The 25,431-nt window shown below is 63.4% G+C and carries 18 protein-coding genes and 8 tRNA genes; 9 read left to right on the top strand and 17 right to left on the bottom strand.

All coding sequences use genetic code 11. The features are described 5' to 3' along the window. Window positions 1-3: 3 nt before the first annotated feature. Window positions 4-76: transfer RNA gene (locus NTZ43_00390), tRNA-Gly, on the bottom strand. 106 nt (window positions 77-182) lie between these two features. Here NTZ43_00390 and NTZ43_00385 point away from each other — a divergent pair. From NTZ43_00385 to NTZ43_00360, 6 genes are read left to right on the top strand one after another with little or no spacing between them, the layout of a single operon-like run. Beyond that, window positions 183-560: a GntR family transcriptional regulator gene (locus NTZ43_00385; GenBank protein ID MCX5765668.1), complete on the top strand. Its 378-nt coding sequence runs from the start codon at window positions 183-185 to the stop codon at window positions 558-560. Next, window positions 557-1,462: an ABC transporter ATP-binding protein gene (locus tag NTZ43_00380; protein ID MCX5765667.1), complete on the top strand. Its 906-nt coding sequence runs from the start codon at window positions 557-559 to the stop codon at window positions 1,460-1,462. Before NTZ43_00385 ends, NTZ43_00380 begins: the two co-directional genes overlap by 4 nt. Continuing rightward, window positions 1,462-2,115 (top strand): hypothetical protein, encoded by a 654-nt coding sequence (locus tag NTZ43_00375; GenBank protein ID MCX5765666.1) that lies wholly within the window; start codon window positions 1,462-1,464, stop codon window positions 2,113-2,115. The genes NTZ43_00380 and NTZ43_00375 overlap by 1 nt, the downstream gene beginning before the upstream one ends. A 7-nt stretch (window positions 2,116-2,122) precedes the next feature. Then, the gene (locus tag NTZ43_00370; GenBank protein ID MCX5765665.1) at window positions 2,123-3,271 is read left to right on the top strand and encodes a hypothetical protein; all 1,149 of its coding nucleotides are present in this window, start codon (window positions 2,123-2,125) and stop codon (window positions 3,269-3,271) included. Next, window positions 3,268-4,455: a hypothetical protein gene (locus tag NTZ43_00365; GenBank protein ID MCX5765664.1), complete on the top strand. Its 1,188-nt coding sequence runs from the start codon at window positions 3,268-3,270 to the stop codon at window positions 4,453-4,455. The genes NTZ43_00370 and NTZ43_00365 overlap by 4 nt, the downstream gene beginning before the upstream one ends. 46 nt (window positions 4,456-4,501) lie before the next feature. Continuing rightward, on the top strand, window positions 4,502-4,939 hold the full coding sequence (locus NTZ43_00360) for a hypothetical protein (protein ID MCX5765663.1): 438 nt from the start codon (window positions 4,502-4,504) through the stop codon (window positions 4,937-4,939). Between the two features lie 39 nt (window positions 4,940-4,978). On the opposite strand, the gene NTZ43_00355 is transcribed toward NTZ43_00360, so the two are convergent. The 10 genes from NTZ43_00355 to efp all read right to left on the bottom strand — a co-directional run bounded on the left by NTZ43_00355 (window position 4,979) and on the right by efp (window position 10,172). Next, window positions 4,979-6,112 carry an acyltransferase gene (locus NTZ43_00355; protein ID MCX5765662.1) on the bottom strand — a complete coding sequence of 378 codons (1,134 nt, stop codon included), beginning with the start codon at window positions 6,110-6,112 and terminating at the stop codon, window positions 4,979-4,981. A gap of 23 nt (window positions 6,113-6,135) precedes the next feature. Continuing rightward, a complete protein-coding gene (locus NTZ43_00350) occupies window positions 6,136-8,211 on the bottom strand; it encodes a S9 family peptidase (GenBank protein ID MCX5765661.1) in 2,076 nt (691 codons plus the stop codon). 263 nt (window positions 8,212-8,474) lie between these two features. After that, window positions 8,475-8,546: transfer RNA gene (locus NTZ43_00345), tRNA-Thr, on the bottom strand. Between the two features lie 60 nt (window positions 8,547-8,606). Further along, a tRNA-Leu gene (locus NTZ43_00340) sits at window positions 8,607-8,688 on the bottom strand. Window positions 8,689-8,725: 37 nt separating this feature from the next. Continuing rightward, window positions 8,726-8,800: transfer RNA gene (locus NTZ43_00335), tRNA-Asp, on the bottom strand. Between the two features lie 138 nt (window positions 8,801-8,938). Beyond that, window positions 8,939-9,010 (bottom strand) — tRNA-Glu (locus NTZ43_00330). 105 nt (window positions 9,011-9,115) lie between these two features. Beyond that, window positions 9,116-9,188 (bottom strand) — tRNA-Glu (locus NTZ43_00325). A gap of 67 nt (window positions 9,189-9,255) precedes the next feature. Then, window positions 9,256-9,328: transfer RNA gene (locus tag NTZ43_00320), tRNA-Trp, on the bottom strand. A gap of 92 nt (window positions 9,329-9,420) precedes the next feature. Continuing rightward, window positions 9,421-9,494: transfer RNA gene (locus tag NTZ43_00315), tRNA-His, on the bottom strand. A 111-nt stretch (window positions 9,495-9,605) separates the two neighbouring features. Next, window positions 9,606-10,172 (bottom strand): elongation factor P, encoded by a 567-nt coding sequence (efp, locus tag NTZ43_00310; GenBank protein ID MCX5765660.1) that lies wholly within the window; start codon window positions 10,170-10,172, stop codon window positions 9,606-9,608. Between the two features lie 300 nt (window positions 10,173-10,472). On the opposite strand from efp, the gene NTZ43_00305 reads away from it, so the two are divergent. Then, window positions 10,473-12,506, top strand: coding sequence for a S9 family peptidase (locus tag NTZ43_00305; GenBank protein ID MCX5765659.1), 2,034 nt, complete (start codon window positions 10,473-10,475; stop codon window positions 12,504-12,506). A gap of 128 nt (window positions 12,507-12,634) precedes the next feature. On the opposite strand, the gene NTZ43_00300 is transcribed toward NTZ43_00305, so the two are convergent. From NTZ43_00300 to NTZ43_00280, 5 genes are all read right to left on the bottom strand, one after another. Further along, complete coding sequence (locus tag NTZ43_00300; protein ID MCX5765658.1) at window positions 12,635-14,080, bottom strand: amidohydrolase family protein; 1,446 nt, start codon at window positions 14,078-14,080, stop codon at window positions 12,635-12,637. A 1-nt stretch (window position 14,081) separates the two neighbouring features. Beyond that, entirely contained in the window at window positions 14,082-15,329 is a 1,248-nt protein-coding gene (locus tag NTZ43_00295; protein MCX5765657.1) for a RagB/SusD family nutrient uptake outer membrane protein, read from the bottom strand. Between the two features lie 18 nt (window positions 15,330-15,347). Then, window positions 15,348-15,806: a hypothetical protein gene (locus NTZ43_00290; protein MCX5765656.1), complete on the bottom strand. Its 459-nt coding sequence runs from the start codon at window positions 15,804-15,806 to the stop codon at window positions 15,348-15,350. Window positions 15,807-15,869: 63 nt separating this feature from the next. After that, a complete protein-coding gene (locus tag NTZ43_00285) occupies window positions 15,870-18,359 on the bottom strand; it encodes a TonB-dependent receptor (protein ID MCX5765655.1) in 2,490 nt (829 codons plus the stop codon). Window positions 18,360-18,515: 156 nt separating this feature from the next. Then, window positions 18,516-19,343, bottom strand: a complete 828-nt coding sequence (locus NTZ43_00280) for an arylesterase (GenBank protein ID MCX5765654.1) — start codon at window positions 19,341-19,343, stop codon at window positions 18,516-18,518. On the opposite strand from NTZ43_00280, the gene NTZ43_00275 reads away from it, so the two are divergent. Both NTZ43_00275 and NTZ43_00270 read left to right on the top strand, forming a co-directional pair. After that, window positions 19,336-20,049, top strand: a complete 714-nt coding sequence (locus NTZ43_00275) for an ABC transporter ATP-binding protein (protein ID MCX5765653.1) — start codon at window positions 19,336-19,338, stop codon at window positions 20,047-20,049. The two genes, NTZ43_00280 and NTZ43_00275, sit on opposite strands and share 8 nt — an antisense overlap. Beyond that, window positions 20,046-22,589 (top strand): ABC transporter permease, encoded by a 2,544-nt coding sequence (locus NTZ43_00270; protein MCX5765652.1) that lies wholly within the window; start codon window positions 20,046-20,048, stop codon window positions 22,587-22,589. Before NTZ43_00275 ends, NTZ43_00270 begins: the two co-directional genes overlap by 4 nt. Window positions 22,590-22,692: 103 nt before the next feature. On the opposite strand, the gene NTZ43_00265 is transcribed toward NTZ43_00270, so the two are convergent. Beyond that, window positions 22,693-25,389 (bottom strand): Ig-like domain-containing protein, encoded by a 2,697-nt coding sequence (locus NTZ43_00265; protein ID MCX5765651.1) that lies wholly within the window; start codon window positions 25,387-25,389, stop codon window positions 22,693-22,695. Window positions 25,390-25,431 lie beyond the last annotated feature (42 nt).

Below are 25,431 nucleotides of genomic sequence, written 5' to 3'. Positions count from 1 at the left end.
CAGAGCGGGCGACCGGGCTCGAACCGGCGACGTCCAGCTTGGGAAGCTGGCATTCTACCAACTGAATTACGCCCGCAACTCCCCAATAATACCCGCCAACACCCGCCGAAGGTAGACCGCACCCCCTCTTGACATCCCAGACCATGTGTAGCACTGTATGACTACACTAACACAGGTCGCCGATGTTCGAGCGTATCGATCCCAGAAGCCCAACACCCATCTACGCGCAGATCGCCGAACGCGTGCGCGTCGCGGTCGCCTCGGGCGAACTCCGCGCCGGAGACGGGCTCCCCTCCGTCCGCGCCCTCGCCACACGACTGCGCGTCAACCCGGCCACCGTCGTGCAAGCCTATCGCGACCTCGAACGCGAAGGGCTCGTCGAAATGAAACAGGGCGCCGGCACCTACGTCGCCGATGTCCCAGCCGACACCCGCGCCCGCGAACGCACCGCCGCCGCCAAACGACTCGTGCGCGAACTCCTCGCCTCCGCCGCACGACTCGGCATCAATCGCGACGACCTCCGCAAAGCTCTCACCTCAGAACTCGAGGACCGCAAGTGAGCGACGTCATTCAGCTCCGCAACGTGACCTGGCGCGCCGGCCGCGAGTTTGCCATTCGCGATCTCGCGATGTCCGTCCCCTCCGGCTGCGTGTACGGCTTTCTCGGACCCAACGGCTCCGGCAAAACCTCCACCATCCGACTCATGCTCGGCATGCTCCGCGCCGAACATGGCACCATTTCCGTGCTGGGCCACGATGTTCCGAAAGGCGTGCACCACGCGCTCGCGCGCATCGGCTACGTGCCGGAGCGGTTGCACCTCTATACGTCGCTCACCGTCGAAGAAACGATGCGCTACCACGCCGCGTTCTACGCCGACTGGGACGCCAAGCGCGCCGAGGAACTCCGCCGCGCCTTTGCCCTCCGCGCCGAAACCGGTGTCGAACGGCTCTCCAAAGGCGAGAGCGGCAAACTGATGATGCTCCTCGCCCTCGCGCACAATCCCGAACTGCTCATTCTCGACGAACCCACCGACGGACTCGACCCCGTCGTACGGCGCGATGTGCTCGCCGCGCTCCTCGAATATGTGAACAGCAAAAAGGCCACAGTGCTCATCTCGAGCCATCTCATTCATGAACAAGAACGCATTTGCGATCACGTTGGCGTGATGGATGACGGCCGGATGGTCGCCGAGATGGCGATGACCACCTTCCGGAGCGGCATCAAGCGTCTTCGCGTGCTCGACGCGCCAACGGAGATCGGGGCGCTCCCCTTTACGCTGCTGAATCGCGATCAATCGATTGGGCGCGAAGAGCAATGGGTGGTGCGTGGCTGGCAGCCGGAGATGCAACAGTGGTTTGCGTCCGGCACCTCCGAACTGCGCGAAGTGATTGATCTGGACCTCGAAGAAAGCTTTGTGGAACTCCTGCGCTCCGCACGCACCCCCGACGTGGAGGCCAACTAATGTTCCGTCAAACGCTCTTCACCCAGTGGAAGTGGGCGCGACTCGAGCTCGTGCTCTACGTGCTCACCGCCTTCGGCGTACCGGCCATACTCATCAGTGTGCGCCCGCACTTCGGGTACGACTCCTCCGTGACGGGATGGATGGAAGTCTCCAAGATCGGTGCGCTCTTCTTTATTTCGCTCGCTTTTGTCTGCGGCGCGAGCCTCGCCGCAGGGCCGTGGGTCAAAGACAACATCGGACGCCACATCTACGCGATGTCGCTGCCGGTCGCCTGGCCGACCTTTGTGCGTCTGCGCTTTCTTGCGGGTGCCACCTTACTGGCCGTGCCAGCGGCCGCACTCTTCCTCGGTTCGCTCGTTGCGGCGGCGAGCGCCAATCTGCCAGCCACGCTGCATGCCTACCCTGCGGGGATCACCATCCGCTGGTATCTCTCCGCCCTCCTGTTTTATGGGATGGCCTTTGCGTTGCAGTACCTCGCGGGCCGGAGCGCCGCGAAGGTTGCCGTCATCATCATGTTTGCCGTTGGCGCGGTAGAGATCGCGGCGCAACTCGTGGGCTTTCACAGCCCGACCGCCGCGCTCTGGGTGATACTCACCAGCTGGCCGGGGCCGCTCGACACGCTCACCGCGCGCTGGATGCTCATCGATGTGTGAGCGACGCATGCGTCCGCGAATCGGCAGACTGTTCGCGGCTGTTGCCGTCGTCGTTGCGTGCGCGTGGCCGCTCGCGGCGCGCGCGCAGAACGCATCGGCACAGGTCGCCGACCTCGAAGCACGGCTCCGCAGCACCGATATTGCCTTACGCGAAGCGCGTCGGAAGGTGGACTCGGTACGTGCGCTGCCCCGCCCGAATCTCCCCGACAGTGTGGTGGTCGGCGCGCTCGCCGTGCGCTTCACAACCGACGCCCTAGGCCCCGGCGGAGCCGCCGCTCTGCAACGCGCCGCCAACCTGAGCTGGACGGACGCTCGCACGGTACTCGGCGCCAGCGCCGATTCCCTCGTGCGTGGCCACCCGATTGACGTGCGAGCTGAGTATGCCTACGCAAACTGGTGGCAGCAACGCCAGGTGTGGCTTTCGTTCCAATTCGCGGACCACAGCCCACGTTATAACAGTCTTCGCGCACCGGTCCGCGAAACGCCGGCCCGTGATGTTCTCAGCGATCTCATCGGCGCACTCGCCACCAACGGCGAGTCGCCCAAGCTCGTCCTCTGGCTCGGCGCCTGGATGCCGGCCCGCCCCACCGCGCCACAAGCGTGGGAAGATGTCGCGGTGGACCTCGCTACCTCACCGTCCACGATTGCGCGCGCCTGCCACGTCGGCGCGCTCGCGCAATGCGAATCCGCGCTCGGCCTCACCGACGCAGGCGACGAACTTCTTAGTTGGTATGATGCCGACGACCGGCGCGCCATCGTGTTGCGCACGCCACCAAACCCCAGCGCCGACGATCAAGTCACCCTGTACAAGCAGTGCGTCAAGCAGAGCAATGATGCGTCGTGCATCGCCTTCCTCCGCACCCGCACGGTGCCGCGCCCGCTCCACATAGATTCGCGGCGCACACTCTTTGCGTACGCGCTCGATCGCGGTGGGCCCAATGCTTTTGCGCGACTGCGCGCGGCGCCCACAGGGACTCCGGTTCGCGAGTTGCTCGCGGCCTCGTCGGGAATTGACACGCCAACGCTGGTGCGCGACTGGCGCACGCACGCGCTCGCCGCGAGCCCTGACCTCGTGACGCCCAGCGTGCTGCAAGCTGGCGTGATGCTCGGCTGGATTGCCCTGCTTGGCGTGGTGGCCACCCGGAGGCGCCCGTGACCCTTACCTTCCCCCGTTGGGTGGCGATGCTCGTCATCGGCTGCGGCGTACTCGTCGCCGCATTCTTTAGCCCAAAAAACATCGAGCCGATGTGGCGCTGGCGCGGCTTCAACGAAAGCGCCTCCTCCGTTACGCTGCGCGAGATCGCACAGGCGCGGGTGCAACACGCCTCCAGCTTGCTCGCCGCTCGCTCGCTCTGGCTCGACGTGCAGGCGGCGGAGCGCGCGCTTCGCGCACTCCCCGCCGGTGCCGAAGCACCCGTGGTCTTCATCGGCAACTACTCCGCAGCCTCCAAAGCGAACCTCGAGCAGATCGTGCGCACCGAACGTGCCGCACTCCCAGCGCATGGTGTAGCACCCATCGGCATTGTGGTTGTCCCCGCTGAGGATCTGGCTTTCGTATCGGTGGCGTCCGCTCCGACCAACCCGACGGGATCCGACGCGCTCTGGTTCAACCGCTCCATCAAGAACGGCAACACGCGCCGCATGATCATGCCGCGCACCGAAACCGGCGGACGCTGCGTGATCGTGCTGCGCCTCAACGCTGTGGCCGCGTCGCAGCCAGGCCACTTGCCCCCACGCTCGCTCCTCGGCGGCTGCGCGTTTTACGACGCCTTCGGCGCACCAGGACGCGCCGTGACCGATCAGTTCACCACCAGCAGTTTGTACCGGATGCAGAGCTACAATGCCACCGTCCCAGATAGCGTCTGGCATTTCGTGATGCACTTGGATTTCGAAACCGATCGATCGCTGATGCACAGCGCACGCTGCGCGGCCGGTGACGACGCGGCCTGCCTTGGCATTCTCCGCGTTGATGCACAGCAGAACGGCTACGACTTCGCGCAACGCGGCGTCAATGCATCCCGGCCTGCGGGGATCAGCTCGGCGATGGGTGTCGTCGCCGGCGGTGCCACGGAGACAAAACTCCTCGGCACTCTCGCACGCGACCTCGGCCCCGCGCGTTTTGCGCAACTCTGGAAATCTGATAGTCCATTTGCGGATGCGTATTTCGACGTGAGTGGGCAGTCGCTCGGCAGTTGGTTACGCCTCCAACTCGTCCGAGGCGACGGCCCATACCGCGCCGGACCATGGAACCCGCCGGTCTCTACGGCGCTCACCTTGCTCTTTGTCATCTGCTGCGCCGGCGTTGCCGTGCGTTTTGCGCCGCGTCCCCGCGTCAACTAATCCGTCGGCGTCGTTGAAACGCTGACTCACTTCGAGAGATCAAACAATGTCGTACGTCAAACGCCTTATCACCGCCACCATCATCGCCTCTGCTGCCGGCCGCTTTGCAACGCTCAACGCGCAAGCGCCATCGCAAATACTCGTGCCCGACACTGCCACCACCGCACCGCACGCTATTGCCGACATGAAGCTTGCGTTGCGCAATCTCGTGGTGGTGCAGGAGAAGTACTGGGCCGATCACGGTAGCTACACCACCGACGGCAAGGCGCTTGGACTCTATCCCCACCCCAAGGGCACGCTCTATCCGCAGGTGATTCAGGCCGGGAGCCGTGGCTGGTCGGGGATGGTCACCTTTCATCCCGCGCTCAAGGGCAAGAGCTGCACCATCTGGGTTGGTGCGAGCGGCGTGGTGGGTGACAAACCCAAGACGATGGGCGGTCTCGACGCCGGGCGCGAAGGCGAACCCATCTGCGACGCGCCGTAGCGTTCACGCGTTTTTCGACGCCGACGGCTGTGCGGCCACCTACCCCGTAGTCGTCGAGCGCCGAACCGCCGCAAATCGCCCGCGAATCCACCCGCGCGACGGCACTTCGAGCCAGCGATAACTCGCAATGGACACGACGATCGTCATGAGGGCGTAAAGTACGAACACTCCCCACGAGCCCACGCCAGGTGCCACACGGCGGAAAATCGCGAGCGCGTACCCATGCAGCGGTCCATGCAGTAGGTAGAGCGCGTAACTGGACTCGCCGAGTAGCACGAGCGGAGCGAACGCCAAGAGGCCGCGCGAAGGATTGGGCGACGCTGCCACCGCCCACACAATCAACGCGAACAGCGGAGCCGCCACGAGATGCGGCGCATGAAACGCCGGATGCATCCCGGACCACACCGCGAGAGCAACCGTGGCGCATCCGGCCGCGAGCGCCAGCGGCATCGCCAACGTCCACGACGGGCGACGCGCCAAATACACACCGCCCAGCCAGAGCCCGAGCAAAAACTCCGGGAGGCGTGCGAGCGGATTCAACGAACTCATCGACGCTTCCTGCGCTAGCGCACCGACGGCCGCACCGCTCGACGCAGAGAGCGATATGCCAAGTCCGGCAATCGTGCCAATCAAGAGGAATCGGCGCCCCATGCGGGTGGCAATGAGCGGAAGCAAGAACGGAAAGAGCGCGTAGAAAAACGCCTCAACCGAAAGCGACCAACTCGGGCAGTTCCACACACACACCCACGAATCCACCCACGCCTGCAACATCGCGAGGCTCGACACCACAATACCCGCGAGGCGCGCACCACTCACCACCTCGCCCTGCGTGCCGAACTCCCCCACGGTGTGCCAGAGCTGTGGAATAGAAAAGAGCAGCGCAAAGAGATAGAGCGGATACACCCGCGCCACGCGCGCCACCCAAAACTGCCGCCGATCCACCGTCGTGGCAGTGGCGCCGTAGGTGTACGCGAGGATGAATCCCGAGAGCACAAAAAAGAAAGTGACGCCCATCCACCCGCGGCCCCAGAACGCATTCCACGCGCCGTCATCGGCGGCGCGTGGAATGGTATGAAAGCCCAACACCCAAAACGCTGCGAAAAATCGCAACGTCGTGAGATGTGGAAGTTGTGCGCGCACCGCCGAGCGCTGCGGCGCGCGCGCGTCAGTCATGCCGCTAGGCAACAGCGGATCGCTCACTGCAACGTGGCGCGGTATTTCTCAAACCACCCCGCCAGCGTTGTCAGCTTCGCTGCCGCATGGCTCGGCCGACGACGAATTCCGTGCGGCTCCTCGGGCACGCGCACCAGCACCGCGTCTACCCCCGTCATCTTGAGCGCCTTGTAGTACTGCTCCGACTCCGACATCGGCGTACGGAAATCTTCTTCGCCCGTCATAATGAGCGTCGGCGTCTTCACGTTCTTCACCACCGAGAGCAATGACCGCTTGTCGTAGTTCTCGCGGTTGTCCCACGGAAAGCCCGGGAACCAATCGTTGACGGCGGCCGGTGCCATGTCGGCGGTGAGCGCAAAGCTCTCCCAGTTGATCACCGGGTAAAAAGCCAACGCCGCGCGGAATCGGTTGGTGTGTCCAATCATCCACGCCGTGAGCACACCGCCGCCGCTGCCACCAGTCACGAACAAATTCTTGTCGTCCACATACCCCTTGGCAATCACCGCATCGACGCCGGAGTTGAGGTCAAAGAAATCGTCGCCCGGGTACGCGTGATGAATCAAGTTGCCGAAGGTCTCGCCGTAGCTCGTACTGCCGCGCGGATTCGTGTAGAGCACCACGTAGCCCGCGGCGGCCATGATCTGCTTTTCTTCGTCAAAGCGGTCGCCGTAATTCGCAAACGGGCCACCGTGAATCTCGAGGATGAACGGATATTTCTTGGAGGGATCAAAGTTCGGCGGCTTGATGATCCACCCCTGAATCTTCCGGCCGTCCTTCGACGACTTGTACCAGATTTCCTCGGTGGCGCCAATCACGCGATTCGCGAGGAGATCGCTATTGAGCGAGGTCAGTGTGCGCACCGCAGCCCCCGCCGCACCCGTCGTCACCGCGACCTGCGAGGGAATGGTCGGCGTACTCAGCGTGATGGCCACCGTGCCATCGCGCGACACGGAATAACTGCCGCCACTGTACGCGCTCGACCCCGTACCGATATTGCTGGCGACCGTGCGCAACGTGCCATCGAGAGCGATGAGTGCGACTTTGGTGTTCCCTTCCACATCGTATTGCACATAGATGCCGCGACCGTCAGCGCTCCAGACCGGGCTCGCCACACTCTGGTCGAGCTTGCTCGACACGACCCGCTTGCCCGAGCCATCGCGATTCATCACGTAGAGCAGCGTGTTCTGATAGCCTTGATGCCGGTCGTCGTAGCCCGTGTAGGCGATGAGTTTGCCGTCGGGTGACACCGCCGGATTCTGGTCCGGCCCATAGCGATCGGTGAGCTGTCGCGACTTGCCATCCGTGACGCCAACGGCCCACAGATCCGACTCACGCGAGTTGAACTCCGGATTCTTGCCGCTGCGTGCAGCGAGAATCAGCTCCGCGCCGTCGGGCGTCCAGGCAAGTGATCCACCGCCATACGACGTGCCGCCATGATGAAACTCACCACTCGTCACCTGACGCGCCGCACCACCGTCGGCACGCACCACAAAGGCGTGCATGAAGCCAGGCGGCACTTCGCCCACGCCATTGAAGCGAAAGACCAGTTGATCGGTGTACTTCGCCGGCGGCGACCAAGTGGCACCGGCCGGTGGCGCGAGCGGCGTGCCGACCATGAGCGCGGGCTTCGACACCAACTGCAAGAATGCCAACTGCGTGCCATCGGGCGACCAGGTCGGCGCCGAGGGCGCATTGCCACCATTGGTGAGTGCATACGATTCACCGGTGTCCATCCAGCGGATGTAGAGCTGCGCGCTCCCGCTCCGATTCGACACATACGCGAGGCGCTTGCCATCCGGCGACCAGCGCGGCGACACATCATCGAACTTTCCTGAGGTCAACGGCCGGTGCAGCGAGCCATCAACTTTGGCGAGCCAAATATTGCTGTGGCGACGGTCCGTCATGTTGTCGCTCCACTGCCGCACATACGCCACCCATTGACCATCGGGGGATATTTGCGGTTCCGCCGCGTATTCCAACTGGAAAATGTCGGCGGCTTGCAGACGCTTGGCCTGCGCGTTGGCGCGCGGTGCCAAGGCAAAGACCGCGGCGAGCAACAGCACAGCACAGGGGACGGTGCGGAACGAAAGGCGGCGCATAGGAGCTCCGGCGAACGTGGCGAAATGCGTGGCGAAATGCGTGGCGAAATGCGTGGCGAAATGCGTGGCGAAATGCGTGGCGAGGCGCGCAGCCTGCGGCATGTGCCGCGCAGTCCGCGCGAACAGACTGTCGAATAAGCTACGCTCGGCTTGGTCGCCGTCCAGCACTCAGGGGCAAGAATGCGCCACTTGGACTCTGCCAAACAGAAACGCCACCCCAACTGGGGTGGCGGTGATAGTCCTATAAGATCTGCTCTCTAAAGAGCCACAGGTCGGGATTGAACCGACGACCGCTCGATTACGAATCGAGTGCTCTACCACTGAGCTACTGTGGCGGTGTCACGGGAACCAACCGCAGCTTGAGGGAAGCCGCACCCGCATCACACATCTCGCTATGCCCTGGCTCGGATTCGAACCGAGACGCCTTGCGGCACCACCCCCTCAAGATGGCGTGTCTACCAGTTTCACCACCAGGGCAACGACGAACCCTTCACCTACGGTCCTCCAACAACAACGGGAGCGACGGGGCTCGAACCCGCGACCTCTCGAGTGACAGTCGAGTGCTCTAACCAAACTGAGCTACGCCCCCAACACCGACTCGGCACCACACATCGCCGAGCGTCCAGCAACCCTTGTTCACCTGCCGGGGCGGAGCCAACTCCACTACCCTGCGGTGCTTCCCTGCTTTCACTACTTCTCTTGCACGCCGCCCGTTGGCAGCCCTGCATAGCCCCAACGGGAGTCGAACCCGTCTCTGCACCTTGAAAGGGTGCCGTCCTAACCGATAGACGATGAGGCTGGCCTATCTCCAACAATCCCGCAGTCCGACTCAGTCACCAGTATTTGTATGCGGCACAGCGTCGTGCTCGTCGTACCCGTCGTGCCCGTCGTGCCCGTCGTGCCATAGCGGTAACGGGATTCGAACCCGTGTTCTAGCCTTGAGAGGGCTATGTCCTAGGCCCCTAGACGATACCGCCGCGTGGACCACATCCAATTCAGTTTCGGTTGCCCGTCAGTTTTTCTGTTGCCACCGTTTCCACCGTACAGGCCCGGAGGGAATCGAACCCCCAACCGCCGGTTTTGGAGACCGGTGCTCTACCAATTGAGCTACGGACCTAGAAGGTCGGAAACACCAAGTCGACGGCGCCCTCAAGTCCCGCACCTCAAAAAACGCCGTCGGCCGTGCCTCCGGTACCTTCACCATCACAGGGTGGCTGACGGGATTTGAACCCGCGACCCCCGGTGCCACAGACCGGTGCTCTAACCAACTGAGCTACAACCACCATTTCCGGTTTTGCGCCCCGGCCGGCGTCCTTCAGAGCTTTGGAACTTAAGCCTCTGCGACTCTCAGGTAAAGTGCCGCACGCCACGCTTTTCCGAGCAAGTAACCGCGCTCAGTCCTTGGCGCGATCCAAATACTCGCCAGTATTCGGGTTTACACGCACCCGTTCGCCCGTCGCCACGAACTCGGGAACGTTCACCGTCACCCCGTTCGACAGCACCGCCGGCTTGGAGCTCGCCGTCTTGGTCGCCGTCTTCATGACCGGGCTGGTGTCCACAATCTCGAGCACCAGATACTGCGGGAGCTGAATGCCGATCGGACGCCCGTCGTAATACTCGGCGAGAATCTTCATGTTCGCCTGCATCCACTGCGCATTGTCGCCAAGCATCTCGTCGTCCATCTCGAGCTGCTCATAGTTCTCGGTATTCATGAAGTGGTAGGTCTCGCCACCCTTGTACATGAACTCGAGCTCATGCGTTTCCATGTCCGCCTTCTCAATGGAGTCGGCAGCGCGGAACCGGTGCTCAAAGTTCGAGCCGCTCCGGAGGTTCTTGAGCTTGGCCTGCACCATTGCGCGGAGGTTGCCGGGCGTGTGGTGACGGAACTCGATCACACGGCACGGATCGCCCTCGAACACGAGGACCATACCGCGGCGGATCTGGGTGGCTGGCATCGCCATATCAAACGTCCTGATGAATGCTGGAGTCGGGTTTCTTAGACAGCCTTTAACTATAGTCAGGCAAAGGAGTTGTATCAACTGCTAGCGGGGGATTGCCGGTGGACAGGCTCAGGGGCCCGCCGGCCGGGCTCCTAGCGCTTGCTCTGGGTAGGCGGCTCACCTGCCAGTCGTTCTTGCCCTGCAGGCGCCGGACGGGCACGTTTGCCGAGCACCGTTCTACCGCGCAGCCCAGAGGGGAGCCCTGCCCCTCCTGCGCCACCGGAAGTCCCCCGACCGCCATCCTTGCCGCCAGGCCAACGAATGCCCGCCTTTGCCTCCACACGTCGCCTCCGAGCCCTGCTCGTCGGCCTTTCCGTCCTCGGCACCGCCAAAGCCTTGGCGCAGCGACCGCAGCCATTCTCCGCTGAAGATCTGCACCTGCTGAGGGCCGTGAGCGACGTCCAGCTTTCGCCAAATGGCCTGCAAGCACTGATCACCGTGACCAACTCCAACAGTGCCGGCCGCCCGACGTCGGAGGTGCGCCTCGTCACACTCGCGAGCGGCGCCTCGGCCCCTATTGGGCGAGATGGCGCCGGGGTGTCTGCTGCCCGTTGGGCACCCAAAGGCGACCGGATCGCCTACCTCGGCCGCGAGGGAACCCGCTACGGGGTGGTGGTCGCGAATGCAGATGGGAGCAGCGCGCATCTCGTCGCCGACGTGACGAGTACCAACCATCCGCTCCCCACCAGCGGCGAGCGCTTGAGCTGGTCACCCGATGGCACCCAGATCGCGTTCATCTCGGCCACACCGGGCCCGGAGGTCGACGCCAGCGGCGACCCCATGGTGATCACACGCTACCTCTACAAACCGACCGCCGGCGAAGGGCTCAGTCGGTTCAACGACAACCGGCGGCTACACATTTTTGTCGCCAACGTCAACACCAACGCGGTGCGCCAGCTCACCACGGGCAACTACTACGAGCACTCCATCGACTGGTCCCCGCGTGGCGACGAAATCCTCTTCGTGTCCAATCGCGAGAAAGATCCGGACCGGTTCTTCAACTATGATGTGCTCGCGGTCCGAGTGGCCGACGGCACCACACGCCGCATCACGAGCACCAAAAGCGCCGAGTATGCGCCGGCCTGGTCGCCAGACGGAAGCTGGATCGCTTTCCAAGGCACCAAGCGCGATCTCACCTCCTCCGAAACAACCATGGAGGACACGCACAGCTGGGTGATGCGCGCCGACGGCTCCGCACGACGCGAAGTTGCAACGCTCGACAACCGGCAGGGCGCGCCGCAGTGGGCCTCCGATGGTTCGGCGCTGTATTTCTCCGCGCAGGAGCACGGCAACGTGCATTTGTACCGGCAAGCCGTAAGCGGCACCGCAGCCCAACTCGTCGTTGGCGGCACGGGCACGCTGGGATCGTGGTCGGTGGCACCGGACGGCGCGGTGGCGTATGCCTTTTCGACTCCAGCAAACCCGAGCGAACTCTATTGGCGCGATGCGCGCGGCACCACGCGGCGCGTGACCGCGCTGAGCGATAGCCTGCTCGCTCAGCGACGCATCGCGGGGGTGGATTCGTTTACCGTCCGCAGCGTCAAAGACCGCCCCGTACAATCATTTCTCACGCGCCCACTGGAGCTGACGGCGGGCAAGGCGCCGTTGATTGTGCTCATGCACGGCGGCCCGCACGGTCAGCAGGGCGCGGCGTTCAACTCGTCGGCGCAGATCTACGCCTCACATGGCTTTGGCGTGCTGATGGTGAACTACCGCGGCTCCACCGGCTATGGACAGGCGCACGCGGACGCGATCTTCGGCGACCAAGACGGCGCCGAAGCCGAAGACGTGCTCGTCGCACTCGATTCGGCGATCGCGAAGTATCCGTGGATTGATGCGTCGCGGCTTGGCGTGGAGGGCGGCAGCTATGGCGGGCAGCTCACCAACTGGCTCGTCACGCGCACCGATCGCTTTCAGGCGGCCATTCCGCGCGCCGGCATCAGCAACCTTATCACGCAAAATTATCTCTCGTACTATCACGACTACTTAGCCGTGGAGTTTGGCAAGTTCCCGCACGAGGGCGCCTTGATGGACACGCTCTGGGCCCGCTCGCCACTGCGGTATGTGTCGCGCGTGCATACGCCCGTGCTCTTTATTCACGGCGAAAACGACAACGACGTGCCGATCGCCGAAGCCGAGCAGTTCTACGTGGCGCTCCGCGACGTGGGGGTGGAGACGCAGATGCTGCGGTACCCGCGCGAAGGGCACGGACTGCGCGAGACCAAGCACGTGATTGACGCCATGCAGCGTTCCATCACGTGGTATGATCGCTGGTTCACCAAACCCAAGGCGTAGCGGAGCGCGTCTCGCCAGAAGAAACACGGAGGGGATCGCGCCAATGGTTCGGCGCGATCCCCTCCGTGTTTTTTTCCTGTAGTTGGTATTGCTATGCCGTCACGGTCGATCGCCCCGTGAACCGCTGACTACCACTTGGTGGCCTCATCCTTGTTTGCCGGCCCCAGCTTGCCCTGCACCGACTTGAACAACGTAGCCGGATCGTACGCTGTCCCGGCTTTGAATACTTTCTGCACGTTGTGTGTGTTGCGAATGTCTTTGACGGGATTTCCCTTGACCACCACGAGGTCGGCGAGCTTGCCCACTTCGATGGTGCCGAGTTTGTCCCCCACGCCAATCGCGCGCGCGCCGTTGATCGTTGCGATCTTCAGCACCGCGGCGGCCGGCAACCCAGCGCGCACCATCGCGAACATCTCGCGGTGGAGCGAGAAGCCAGGCAAGAACTCGCCCGTGCTCGGGTAGTCGGTACCGGTGGTGATCAGGTCGCCACCGCCGGCGTCGTAGAACGCTTTGATCTCGGCGTTTTTGACGCGATAGATCTTGTCGAACGACGCATTGGGGCGGCGCGCTTCGGTTTTAGCAGCCTGCTCCGCCCGCACGTACGGCGTAAAAAAGGAGCGCTCGTCGTACCACGAGGCGAAGGCATCATCCGTGGTATGATCCGACGTGTAGCCGTACGCCGTGATCGTCGCATCAAAGTTGACGCGATACCGCAGGTACAGCTGCACAATCTCTTTAAACTCTTTGGAGTTGACGTCGAGATTCACGAGCGACGCGTACGCCGACTGCGTGGCCGGCAGCGCGTCGCCTCCCATGAAGTGTTCGATGCGATCAATGCCCATGAGAATCGCATCCTTCGGATTCACACTTCCCTGAAAGCCCGAGTCGAGGTGACCCGTGACGGTGGCACCGTGCCAGTGCGCACGCTCAATGAGCGCGCGCAGTTGGACGGGACCAATGCCCTTGGCCTTGAACGCGCGCACCCCTTGCGCGGCCCAATGATCAACGTCGGCATACACCTGCTCCGGCGTCATGTTGACGTCCCACCCCGGACGCGTGCGGCCAAAGTAGGCGCCCGAGCGCATCAGCCGCGGACCAGGTTGCTGTCCACTCTCGATGCGATCGCGCATCGCGGCCATATCGTCAGGATTGTACTCGCCGCCCGGGAACGTGGAGGTCACACCGTTGGCCAAGAACACCACCGGCTGCACCAGAGTTTCGTCGCGACGATTCTTGCCAAAGAGATTTACATTGTAATGCGCGTGCAAATCAAAGAATCCCGGCAGGAGATACTCGTCGTCAGCCAGCTCTACGACCTTGTATCCGGCCGTACTGCGGCCGGCCAGCTTGGCGTCGACTTCTACCAGCTTTCCGCTCATCACGACAACGCCGATGTTGCGCCGTACGTCTGATTTTACGGCATCAAAGATCCAACCGCCGCGAATGATCAGTGGTTCCGAACTTGGTGCCTGCGCGCCGGCGGTGGCCGACGCGCCCAGCGCGCAGGCGCCGAGGGCCGCCAGCGCGGCGAGCCCTCGACGCACACGCGCGGTGAATGCTGCGCGTGGTGTCATCCTACTTGCCCTGCAGATTCGGGTTGTTCTGCGTCTCAATGTTCGGCAGTGGGATGCACGTGATCGGACCGTACGTCTGCTGCTTGGCATTGACGCCCGTGGGGAACGGCAAGTTCTTGCGAATCATGTCCGAGTAGCGCTGCCCTTCGCTAAACAGGGAGCGCCGGCGCTCCTCGAGCACGAGTGCCGTGATGTCGCTGGTCTCGGTGCCGTCGAGCTTCGGGACACCGGCGGCCGTACGCACCGCGTTGATGGCGTCCTTCGCCGCCTGACCACCCACCGCCTCAGCGTAGATGAGCTGCGATTCTTTCCACGACGCGATCGGCAAACCGACGGCGCCGTTGCCGAGGAACTTCTGCTGGATGTAGAGCGGTGTGAGCCCGTCCTGCCCGTTGCGATTCGGGTTCAGCACCTTCACACGCGTGTCCGCCACACCACCCACGGTGAGCGCCCGGTACGCCGGTGCCACGGAGAGGAAGTCGTTGCGAATGGTCATGTTGTAAAGCTTGTTCTCGCGCGCCGGACGCGATTCCGAAAATTCGGCGAGGCGCTGCCAACCCACGGGCAACACCTGCGCGGCGTCGGCGGCCGCGCCCGGGAGGTTCGCGAGGTTGAGGCGCGCACGTGCGCGACCCGCCAACGCAAAATTCTTGAGATCGTTGTCGTTCGCGGTGGCCGCATAGGTAAGCGCGGTGGTGAACTGCGTTTCCGCGAGCGCCATCGTTTGGGCCGGCGTGATCTTCGGCCCGCTATTCACCGTCATTTCGCACATCCCTTCGCCGAGTAACAAGTACGCCCATCCCGAGTACACCGACATTTCGGCGAGGATTTTCTGCCGCGTCGGCACCTGCGCATCGGTGAGCGTCGAGATCCGTGCGAACGCATCTTCGTTCTGGAACCGCGCGCTCTGCATGGGCGTGTAATACCCAAGGTCGGTCGCCGTGCGTGACGTCGCGCACGTGCCCGGGGCCGTGAGAATTTCCGTACCGCGCCAACCCCACAGATTGGAGTTCACGAGGTTGTTGGAGACGAGGTATTCGCCGGACATGACACCGGCCGTAGTCACCCACGATCCGAACGCGCACTGAAACTGCTGCATCGCCGCGGACTCGAGCACCACGGCCATCGAAGGATCATTGAGCGTCTCGGCCGCGACGCGGCCAGGCGTTGTGACATCGAGCAAGCTATTGCAGGCGGTCAACCAGAGCGCGAAGCTCAGCGAGGCGACCGCGTGGAGAGTCTTTTTCATAATGGTCGTCATCCGCTGTTAGTAGGAAAGCCGAATGGTGAACGTCGCCGACGTCACCGGCGGCATGATCGTCTGGAAGCCGTTCGAGATCTGGCCCACCGGGCGTGTCTCGACGTCCCATACGTGCATGCCAGCGATGGGCACCATCACCATGCCGTCGCGGGAGGTGTTCCACCCATTGGCGGCCGTCCAGAGTGTCATAAGGTTGCGACCCGCCAGACTGATCGAGCCGGCGCTGGCCCCAATGTGGCTCAGCACGCGCTTGTCGAACGAATACGTCGCCGACAATTCACGCACCTTGAGGAATCCGGCCTTATAAGTACCGACGGCATCCGCTTCGATGGCGCGATACGCCTGCAACATTGGATCGTTGCGGAGAATGACGGCCTTCGTCAACCCGAGATTGTGAAGGGCGCGAATTTCGGTGTCATCCATGTAGTTGCCACCGTTGCCATCGACCTGCACAAACAGACGCAACGACTTGAAGAACGTGAACGTGGAGTTGAGCCCCGCCGTCCAGGTCGGTTGCGAATGGCCCCACTACACACGGGGCGCCTGTGCGCACGGCATCGGCGCGCCACCCTGTTCGAGCCCGGCCTTCCCGGTGCCACCGTCACAAATGGATTCCGTGACGGCGCCCGTGGCGTCGATCTTGGCCGACAGAATCTTGTACATGAAAATATCGCCGATGGAGAAGCCGACGCGGTTCTGCGCCATGCCGCCCTGTCCGACGGTGATAAAGGCCAACCCGCCGAGATTGTCGATGCGGTTGCCATTCACCGAATACTGACCGCCGATGTCCCAACCGAAGTTCTGGCGTTCAATGACGTGGTACGTGGCGCTGAGTTCGTCGCCCCACCCTTTGACGGCACCGACGTTCACAATCTGTGAACCCGGGAAGCCAACCGATGGCGGCAACGGCATGTTGACGATCGCGTCCTTGACGTTACGCGCATAGTGGCTGTACGCCACGTCGAGCTTGCCATTGAACAACGACGCTTCAAAACCACCTTCGAGTTCTTCGCTGCGCTCCGGCTTGAGTTCCGGATTGCCGTACGAGGACGGCACGAGCGACGGCTGATCTTTGTATCCGACGTCGGGATTGTAGAGCCGCGCCGCATCGAACGTACCGGGCTGCGTCCCAGCCGCGCCCCAGGCCGCACGCAAACGCAGCTCCTTCACGTACTGCACCTTCCCCCAGAACGGTTCTTCGCTGATCACCCACGCGCCGCTCAGCTTGGGATAGTACGCCGCCTTGAAGTGCTTACCGAACGCGCTGTTGTCGTCGCCGCGGACGGCCGCCGTCACGAATACGCGGTTGTTCCACGCCGCTTGCTGTTCCACATACAAACCGAGCGTGGCGTTCGCGAGGTAGTCTTCCGAGCCCGTGAGCGTGGCGCCACCGCTGACGGTCGTGATCGGAATCGCCGGGAAGTTTGTGCCCGTCGCCGAGATCGTGCTTATTTCTCGCCGGTAGTACTGAAAGCCGACGGCCGTTTTGAACTGGAGGTTCTCGCCACGCGAGTACTTCGCGACGCCAGAGTAGTCGAGCGTCAGGTAGTTCGAGGCGGCGCGCTCCACACGCTTACTCCCAGTGCCGAGCGACCCGAACAAGCTCAGGCTGCCGAGCGGATCGCGCGGATACAACAGCGAGTTGTTCTCGGCGTTGTTGTCCATACCCAGCACGAGCCGATGCGTGAACCAGGTCGTCGGGAAGTAGTTGGTCGTAATACTGAACGTGGTGCGGTCGTTATCGGCGCGGTCCGCCACCGTTTTTTCGACTTCTGGCGGCGCCGTACTGAAGCCGCGCTGCGCCAGGTTCTGCGTGAGCGGAGAACCCCACATCAGATTGCTGAACGGATCGATCGAGAGCGACCCCTGCACGAGTCGGATGCGCGAGCGAATGTACGACGCACTCGTCGAGATTTTGAGCTTGTCCGTCAGGAGCAGATCGAGGTTGGATCGCAGCGACAGCTTGCGGCTCCAGTTCCACGCGACCACGCCACCGTCGTCATCCCAGCCGATCGTATTGAAATACCGCGCCGCGTCGGTGCCGCCGCGTACGCTGATGTTGTAGCCCTGCCCCAGTCCCGTACCGAAGACGGCCGGATGACCAGAGGCGATTTCGTGATCCCACAGATTGAAGTTGACGAGGTTTCCGCCCGCGTCCTTCCCGTACAGCAACCCCGAACGCTCTGAGGGATTGCGAATCCAGCTATTGCCGGCGCGTGTGGAAAAATCCCACGAGGCTTTTCCTGTGGCGCCGCGCTTGGTGATGATCTGGATCACGCCGTTCGAGGCTTCGGTGCCATAGAGCGTTGCGGCAGCCGGTCCCTTGATCACTTCAATGCTCTGGATGGACTCGGGATTGATGTCATTGAGTCGGCTTGCGCCCGCGCCGCCGCGCTGCGTGGTGCCGCGCGAGACGTCAGCGTTCGCACGCACACCGTCGATGTAGATAATCGGGTCGTTTGAGAGCGAGAGGCTGCTCAGTCCGCGAATACGGATCTGCGCGCCGGTGCCCACTTGCCCTGTGGACGGCAAAATGGTGACGCCCGGCGTACGACCGCCCAGCACTTCGCCAAGATTGGCCGTCGGAACCGTGTTGGTGATATCCGACGTCTTGATTGTTTCGACGACGTTGCCGATGGCGCGCATCTGGGTGCCACCCGGGGTTCCGGTCACGACCACCTGGTCGAGGCGCGCACTCGATGCCGCCAGCACAAAATCAACCACGCTCACTTGACCACTCGTGAGCGTCGCCGTGCGCTGGGCAAGATTGTAGCCCAGCAAACGCACCCGGATTGCTGCTTCGCCTGCTGGGACGCCGGTGATGCGGTACACGCCGGACGAGTTCGTCACTCCTCCGATGGCCGCGACTCCCGCCGCGCCTTGCACAAAGACCTGCGCGCCAGGCACTGCGGCCTTCGTCGCGGAATCTCGCACCGTACCTGTAATCGTTGCACCGCTTTGGGCACTCGCGCTGTGCCCAGCAATACTGAGCAACAACAAGAGCCCCAACCGACACATTCTTCGTCCGAGCATGCATACCTCGCGTCGAATCTCGGCACTGAGTGACGGTGCCGGAACTGGTGGACCTTGCCCGGGGGACAAGGGAACGGAATCGCTGTATGGGGGCTATTCTGTCGCACTCCATTACAGTCCGCTAGTACCACCTTTCAGCGTTCAACGCGTCGCGATGAGTGTGCGTAACATAGGCCACAGATTCCGCGCCGCCCGCCGCGCACCCTCCGGCGTAGGATGAATCCCATCCCCCTGATTCAGCGCCTTATCGCCGGCCACGCCCGCAAGCAAGAAGGGCAGTAACGTCACCTTCTCCTGCGCAGCAACCGCCCCAAACACGGCGTGAAAACTCCGCGTATACGCCGCGCCCATATTCGTCGGTGCTTCCATCTGCACCAGCGCAATACGCGCCGCCGGATGCGACGTGCGCACCTTCGCGATAATTGCGCGCAGATTCGCTGCCGTGGAATCTGGGTTCAACCCGCGGAGCCCGTCATTCGCGCCCGTCTCAAGCACAAACAGGTCCACCGGCTGGTTGAGCACCCAATCGGCGCGACGCAGCGCGCCAGCCGACGTCTCACCAGACAACCCGGCTCCAATCACCTCGGCGGCCACCCCGAGAGAGTCGGCAATCTGCTGCAACACCGCCGGGTAGGCGTCGCGCTGCGGGTTGTCGAGGCCGTATCCAGCAGTGAGGCTGGTGCCGAGAATCAAAACGCGGCGACGCCCCGTAGGGACCGCAGTCGCCGCTTCCGAGGACGCAGTTGGTAACGCCCCATTCGGGCTGGGCGTGCTCCCCGCCCCACCCGCACCCACCGTTGCCCCAGTGGTCGGCACCGTAGTTGATTCCACGGGAACCCCAACGCGCCCCGAGGCCTTCGATTCAGGGGCATCACTCCGCTTTCCGCAGCCCCCCAAGGCCAGTGCGCCGACCGCGACCGCGATCCACGCCCGCTTGCCGCTCTTCTCTCCGATCTTTCGAATGCTCACGGCCACTGACCTCACCAAAGAATATCAAAGCGGCGAGAGCCGCCTTGCCGTGCTCAAGCACGTCACCTTCTCCATCCCGCAGGGCGAGTTTGTCGCCATCGTCGGGCCGTCGGGGAGTGGCAAAACCACTCTCCTCGGCCTCCTCGCCGGACTCGATACCCCGAGCGGCGGCGCCGTGACCCTCGACGGCGTGGACATCACCCGCCTCTCGGAAGATGACCGCGCCAAACTGCGTGGCGAAAAAGTCGGATTCATCTTTCAGAGCTTTCAACTGATTCCGACGCTTACTGCCCTAGAAAATGTACAAGTTCCGCTCGAACTGCGCGGGGATACCGACGCCGCCGAGCGGGCGCGCGACCTGCTACACCGCGTGGGGCTGGGCGACCGCACTGGGCACTTTCCCACGCAGCTCTCCGGCGGCGAACAACAGCGCGTGGCCATTGCCCGCGCCTTCGTGAACCAGCCCCGCATTCTCTTTGCCGACGAACCCACCGGCAACCTCGACGGTGCTACCGGCGAACGCATCGTCGCCCTACTTGAAGCGCTCAACCAATCGTCCGGTTCCACGGTCGTGCTCGTCACGCACGACACGGCGCTCGCCGAACGCACGAGCCGTGTCATCCGCCTCAAAGACGGCGACGTCGTTGAAGATCGCGCCACCGGCACGGTGCACGCCGCGCCCGCGACCGTCGGAGACGCACGGTGAGACGCTGGTCCGCCATCTTCAGCCTCGCCTGGCGCGAAAGCCGCACGGCGCGCCGCCGACTGCTGCTCTACATGTCGTCCATCTCGCTCGGCGTGGCCGCGCTCGTAGCCATCGATTCGTTTGCGAGCAACGTGCAAAGCTCCATTCGCGAGCAGTCGCGCAGCATCCTCGGCGGCGACGTCAGTTTTTCGGCCAACCAGCGCTTCCCCGATCCGCTGCTCAAGGCCATCGACTCCATCGAAACGCGCGGCACGCCCGTCGCTCGCGTGGTGACCTTCGGCTCTATGGCCATGGCACCGCGCAGTGGCGGCACGCGCTTGGTGCAGATCAAAGGCATTACCGCCAACTGGCCGCTCTATGGCACGGTGGAGTCGTCGCCAGCTGCCGCGTGGGGGCGATTGCATAGCGGCGCCTACGCGCTGGTGGATCCCGGGCTGCTCATTACGCTCGACGCACAGATTGGCGACACGCTCAATGTGGGCTACGCCAAGTTTGAGATCCTCGGCACCGTCACCAGCGTGCCGGGAGACCCAGGCGTAGCCGCAGCCATCGGGCCGCGCGTGTACATCCCTGCGCGCTTCATTCCCGAAACACAACTCTTGGGCTTTGGCAGCCGCGCGAGCTACGACGTGCTCGTCAAGCTCTCGCCCACCACGGTGAGTGCCAAGTGGGTCGCACCGCTCCGGCCGCGATTCCAAAAAGAAAATGTGCGCGTCACCACCGTCACGCAGCGCGAACAAAACCTCACCCAAGACATCGGCCGGCTCGCCGACTTCCTTGGCATCGTGGGGCTGATTGCGCTTTTGCTCGGCGGCATTGGCGTAGCAAGTGGTGTACATGCGTTCGTCACGCGCAAAATCGACACGGTAGCGGTGCTGCGCTGCCTCGGCGCCACCAGCGGACAAGTGCTGGCGATTTACGTGCTGCAAGCGACCGTCATGGGCTTATTGGGCGCGGCGCTAGGCACGGCGCTGGGCGTGGTCATTCAGTTCCTCCTTCCGCTCGCGATTCAAGATTTTCTTCCGGTGGATGTGCGCGTCACGCTCGACTGGCGGGCCATTGCACTCGGACTCGCCATTGGCGTGGGCGTGGCGTTGGTGTTCGCGTTGCGGCCCTTGCTCGTGGTGCGACGCGTCTCGCCGCTGCAGGCACTCCGTCGCGACGCCGCCGCACTCGACAAAGCGCGGCTCACCGACATTCCCACGCATCTGGTCAACATCACGCTCGTGGCCGGCGTGCTATTTCTCTCCGTGCAGCGCGCCGGGTCGTGGCCGCGCGGTGCGCTGTTTGCTGCTGGCATCGCGGCGTCGATGCTCGTGCTGTGGCTGAGCGCGTCCGCGCTGGCCTGGCTGGCACGACGCATGGTCACAGCGCGCTGGCCGTACGTGGTGCGCCAAGGCGTGGCCAACCTCTACCGCCCCGCCAATCAAACACGGTCGGTGGTGCTCGCACTCGGCTTTGGTGCGTTTCTGGTGAGCACGCTCTTTCTGGTGCAGTCGAACTTGCTCAAACAATTTGACATCACCGCCGAGCGGTCCAAAGGCAACCTGATCATGTTCGACATTCAGGAAGACCAGCGCGCCGGCGTCGATTCCATTCTCGCCAGCACAGGGCAGCACGCGATTGGCTACGCCCCCATTGTCACCATGAAAGTCGCGGCGCTCAATGGTCAGGATCCCGGCGCGTGGGCCAAATCACACGGACTCCAAGGCAACCACTGGTCACTGCGTCGCGAGTACCGCTCTACCTACCGCGACACGATGGTCGCCACGGAAAAACTCATCAGTGGCGTCTGGCTCGGGCGCACGACACTGCCAGACTCCATCTCCGAAGTCTCACTCGAGCAGGACGTGGCGGGCCAACTGAAGGTGACGCTCGGCGACATCATCACGTGGGACGTGCAAGGGGTGCGCATTCGCACGCGCCTCACGAGCCTCCGCGAGGTGGACTGGGGCCGCTTTGAGCCCAACTTCTTTGCCGTACTCGCGCCCAAGGCGCTCGAGCAGGCGCCCAAACAGTTCGCGACCATAGTTGCCGTGCCGAGCGACACGACGATTGCGCGAATTCAGCGGCTGACGGTCACGCGCTATCCGAACATTTCGAGCTTGGATCTCTCCCTCGTGCGACGCACCGTCGCGCAGATCGTGACCAAGGTATCGATGGCCGTGCGCTTCCTCACATTGTTCAGCATGGCGATGGGCGTGCCGGTGCTATTCAGTGCCGTGGCCGCCACGCGCCGAGATCGGTTGCGCGAAGGCGTGCTGCTCAAGACACTGGGCGCCACGCGCGCGCAGATTGGGCGTATCCTCCTCTCCGAGTATCTCCTGCTCGGCGCACTCGGCGCGTTGGCTGGGATGGTGCTCTCGTTTGGCGGTGCGTGGGCGCTGATCACTTTTGTCTTCAAGGGAACATTCGCGCCCGCCGTGCTGCCTGCCCTGCTGATTGCGTTTGCCATGATGGCACTGGCGGTGGGCATCGGCTTCCTGACGGGACGGGACGTGTTTCGCGAAACTCCGATGGCGGCGTTGCGGGAATCGTAACCGCAGCATCGCGCGTCAACTCGACGCGCACTCGGCCATTTTCTTCCGACGGCCGCGATTCACAGCAAACAGGGGCGCTCTCAATGGAGAGCGCCCCTGTTTGCTACGGCAACCGTACGATGGCCACGCGAATCGTATTTGGCGGATCGGTGCCGGCCGGCGAGCGCACCTCAATCAACTGACTCGCCGCTGAGTTGCCAAAGAGCTCAAAGATGGAGAACGAACCGCCCGCCAAGGAGAGATCTGTGGTGAAGTTGCCAAACCCGCCGGCGTGCGTGGACCACGGATTGCTCGACGGATACAACTGCGACGGCGTGGTGGGACTCGTGCAGGGGCCGAGGTCGGAACACATCCCGAGCCACATGTTGCGCAGATTCCACGACGGGAACTTGAGCCGCGCGTTGGCAGGCGTGAACGACGGATAGTCATCGAGGAAGAGCGCCAGCGACCATTCGCCGAGCGATTCTTCCCAGGCGCGCCCCGTGCGCGCTTCAAAGTTCGGCACACCGATGGTCGCATTCGCCGTGAAGTCTTTGAAGAACTGTCCTTCGGACGCGGCGAAGTGATCATTCGCCCAGCGTAGCATAGACCACGCCGTAGCGTAGAAGGTGCCGTCGCCGGAGAAGGTGCGCCCGAGCGGCGACCCGATTTCGGTGATGGCGCCAAAGGCGTAGAGCTGGTCGAGATGCCGCAGCATGAGTATCGGGCGATCTGCACAAGGCCCGGCAATCTTGTACTGTAGATCGCAGCCGAGCGAGGCAGCGTACGCCGTGTTCTGCTTCGCCGCCGTGCCGTAGTACGTGCGTGCCAAGAACTCTTCCGCCGAGCGCGCGGTGCCTTCTTCCCATCCCGTTTCTTCGAGCGAGTAGTTAGGCCGCGACAGCCGTTCCGCGTACGCGGTGACGTGCTTCACTTCGTGCAGCACCGTCCCGCGCATGAGCCGCAACCATTGCTTGCGCGAGTCGGGGCGACTGGTGTAGCCGGGGTCCGTGCTGGTGGGCGCCACAGCATAAAAGAACTCGCCAACGTTGCTCGACGGCTGCGAGGCGTCGAAGTCGCAGTTCACCACAAATCCCAGCATGGTGCCAAAGAGGAGCGCGTTCACCTTGGGCGTAAACACCATCACGACCTTGCCCGTGCTGCTCAGCTTGGCGTCCATCGCCAGCGGGTTGCCAAAGTTCGCCGTGAGAATCGGCCACATCACGTTGTCGAACTCTTGCCCGAGCGTGGCGTAATCCGCGTCCATCTTCCCCGCGAGTGTCGGCAGGCCATTGGCCACGGTGGCCGTGTCCTCAACAATGATGGCGTGCGTCCCCACGTATGCCGTGCGGACATTCATTGGCACGTTTGTCACGCAGAAGTTGGTCGCGTCGAGATTGGGCAGTTTGAGCGGCGTGATGGCGCCGAGCGTACCGATGGTCGGCCCGGAGGTGGCCGCCGCCACCGTGTTCGCACGCGGTCGAGCGAGCGCGGCGCGAATGGCCGCACCGTTGGCGCGCATAAAATCCGCATTGCGCTCGAGCAGTCGCTCGTGGGTGACATCGGCCACGCGCAGCCGACGGACTTCCTCGTCGCGATCAAAGGCCGTACCGCCAATGCGCGGGACAGCGCCATCCCAGGCACGGGTGAGTGGGCGCGCCGCGACTGCTGCACCAGACATCGCAGTCGCACCGTCGACGGTCGCCCGCTGCGCGACAGTGCTCGTAGTGCTCGTGATCGCGGAAGCTGTCGTTGCCGCCGTGGCGGCACTCACAGCAGGCACCGCACCACGCACCTGCACAAACACATTGCCAGGCGCCGACGACGACACCGCCTGTCGTGACGCGTTGTACACACTAATCGCATAGCGACCACTGGCCAGCGCGAGTTCATTGCAGCGCACTTCCGCGGCATTCGTGATCACCACACTCTGCCCCACGGCGAGCGTGCGCAGGTTGGCCACCTGAAGCGTCACGGGGGCAATACCCAACTGGCCGGCTGTCGACACCTGCACGTACACCGTGCGCGAAGGCTCGCACGCAAAGCCTGACGTCGGCAGCGTGATCCCAAGTTGCGTTGTGGTCGCAGAGGTGACTGTCGCCGCCACGCCATCCACGACCACCGCATTTGCCGACGCGGTGGCCGAGAAGTTTGAGCCCGTAAGTGTGTAGCTACCGCCGGGGCGTAGCGTTGTGGACGGTCCCACGGTCGTAATGATTGGAGAACTCGCCGCAACCGTCGCCTTCACGGTGATGACCGCGCTGGCCGTATTGCCATCGACTGTTGCCCGAACGGTGGTGGTGCCCACGGCGAGCGGGGTCACCAGACCGAGCGCACTCACCGATGCGATCAGCGGCTGCGTGGACTGCCAGGCAATCGTCGGATTGGCGATGGCAACGCCGCTGGAATCTTTGACCAGCGCAAGCAGCTGCAATGCGCCGCCGGGGATGAACACGGTTTCGGCGTCGCGCACAAGGCGAATGGACGCAGCGCGTGGATTTACAATGAGCAACGTCACGTCGGCGCTCACACCGCCCGCCGAGGCACGGATGGTGGCCTGCCCAGCCGCCAGCGTGGTGACGAGTCCGTTGTTATCCACCGTCGCGACGGTCGGAAAAACAGAAGTCCACGTCGGCCGGCGATCCGTAAGAATCGCACCCGCCGCGTCTTTGATGACGGCGGTCGCCTGCACCGTCGCCCCCGCGACGGCCTGCGCCGCCGACAGTGTTACGTCGATCGACTTGACCGGGTTCGGCTCGACCGTCTTGCTCGAACTCTCGCACGCGGCGAGGAGGAGCACCGTCCACCAGAGGCGATTCACGCTAGGAAGAATATTCGGAGGTCAGAGGAAAGCCCACTACCG

The sequence above is a fragment of the Gemmatimonadota bacterium genome (assembly GCA_026387915.1).
Lineage (GTDB): Bacteria > Gemmatimonadota > Gemmatimonadetes > Gemmatimonadales > Gemmatimonadaceae > Fen-1231.
The sequence above is the reverse complement of the archived record's forward strand: the minus strand, read 5'-3'. Positions and strand labels throughout refer to the sequence as shown.

What these genes read in the sequence shown, in the direction of transcription:
- NTZ43_00385 (MCX5765668.1), top strand. Translation starts at nt 183, where the DNA reads ATGTTCGAGCGTATCGATCCCAGAAGCCCAACACCCATCTACGCGCAG.
- NTZ43_00375 (MCX5765666.1), top strand. Translation starts at nt 1,462, where the DNA reads ATGTTCCGTCAAACGCTCTTCACCCAGTGGAAGTGGGCGCGACTCGAG.
- NTZ43_00370 (MCX5765665.1), top strand. Translation starts at nt 2,123, where the DNA reads ATGCGTCCGCGAATCGGCAGACTGTTCGCGGCTGTTGCCGTCGTCGTT.
- NTZ43_00360 (MCX5765663.1), top strand. Translation starts at nt 4,502, where the DNA reads ATGTCGTACGTCAAACGCCTTATCACCGCCACCATCATCGCCTCTGCT.
- NTZ43_00355 (MCX5765662.1), bottom strand. Translation starts at nt 6,112, where the DNA reads ATGACTGACGCGCGCGCGCCGCAGCGCTCGGCGGTGCGCGCACAACTT.
- NTZ43_00350 (MCX5765661.1), bottom strand. Translation starts at nt 8,211, where the DNA reads ATGCGCCGCCTTTCGTTCCGCACCGTCCCCTGTGCTGTGCTGTTGCTC.
- efp (MCX5765660.1), bottom strand. Translation starts at nt 10,172, where the DNA reads ATGGCGATGCCAGCCACCCAGATCCGCCGCGGTATGGTCCTCGTGTTC.
- NTZ43_00305 (MCX5765659.1), top strand. Translation starts at nt 10,473, where the DNA reads ATGCCCGCCTTTGCCTCCACACGTCGCCTCCGAGCCCTGCTCGTCGGC.
- NTZ43_00300 (MCX5765658.1), bottom strand. Translation starts at nt 14,080, where the DNA reads ATGACACCACGCGCAGCATTCACCGCGCGTGTGCGTCGAGGGCTCGCC.
- NTZ43_00295 (MCX5765657.1), bottom strand. Translation starts at nt 15,329, where the DNA reads ATGAAAAAGACTCTCCACGCGGTCGCCTCGCTGAGCTTCGCGCTCTGG.
- NTZ43_00285 (MCX5765655.1), bottom strand. Translation starts at nt 18,359, where the DNA reads ATGTGTCGGTTGGGGCTCTTGTTGTTGCTCAGTATTGCTGGGCACAGC.
- NTZ43_00275 (MCX5765653.1), top strand. Translation starts at nt 19,336, where the DNA reads ATGCTCACGGCCACTGACCTCACCAAAGAATATCAAAGCGGCGAGAGC.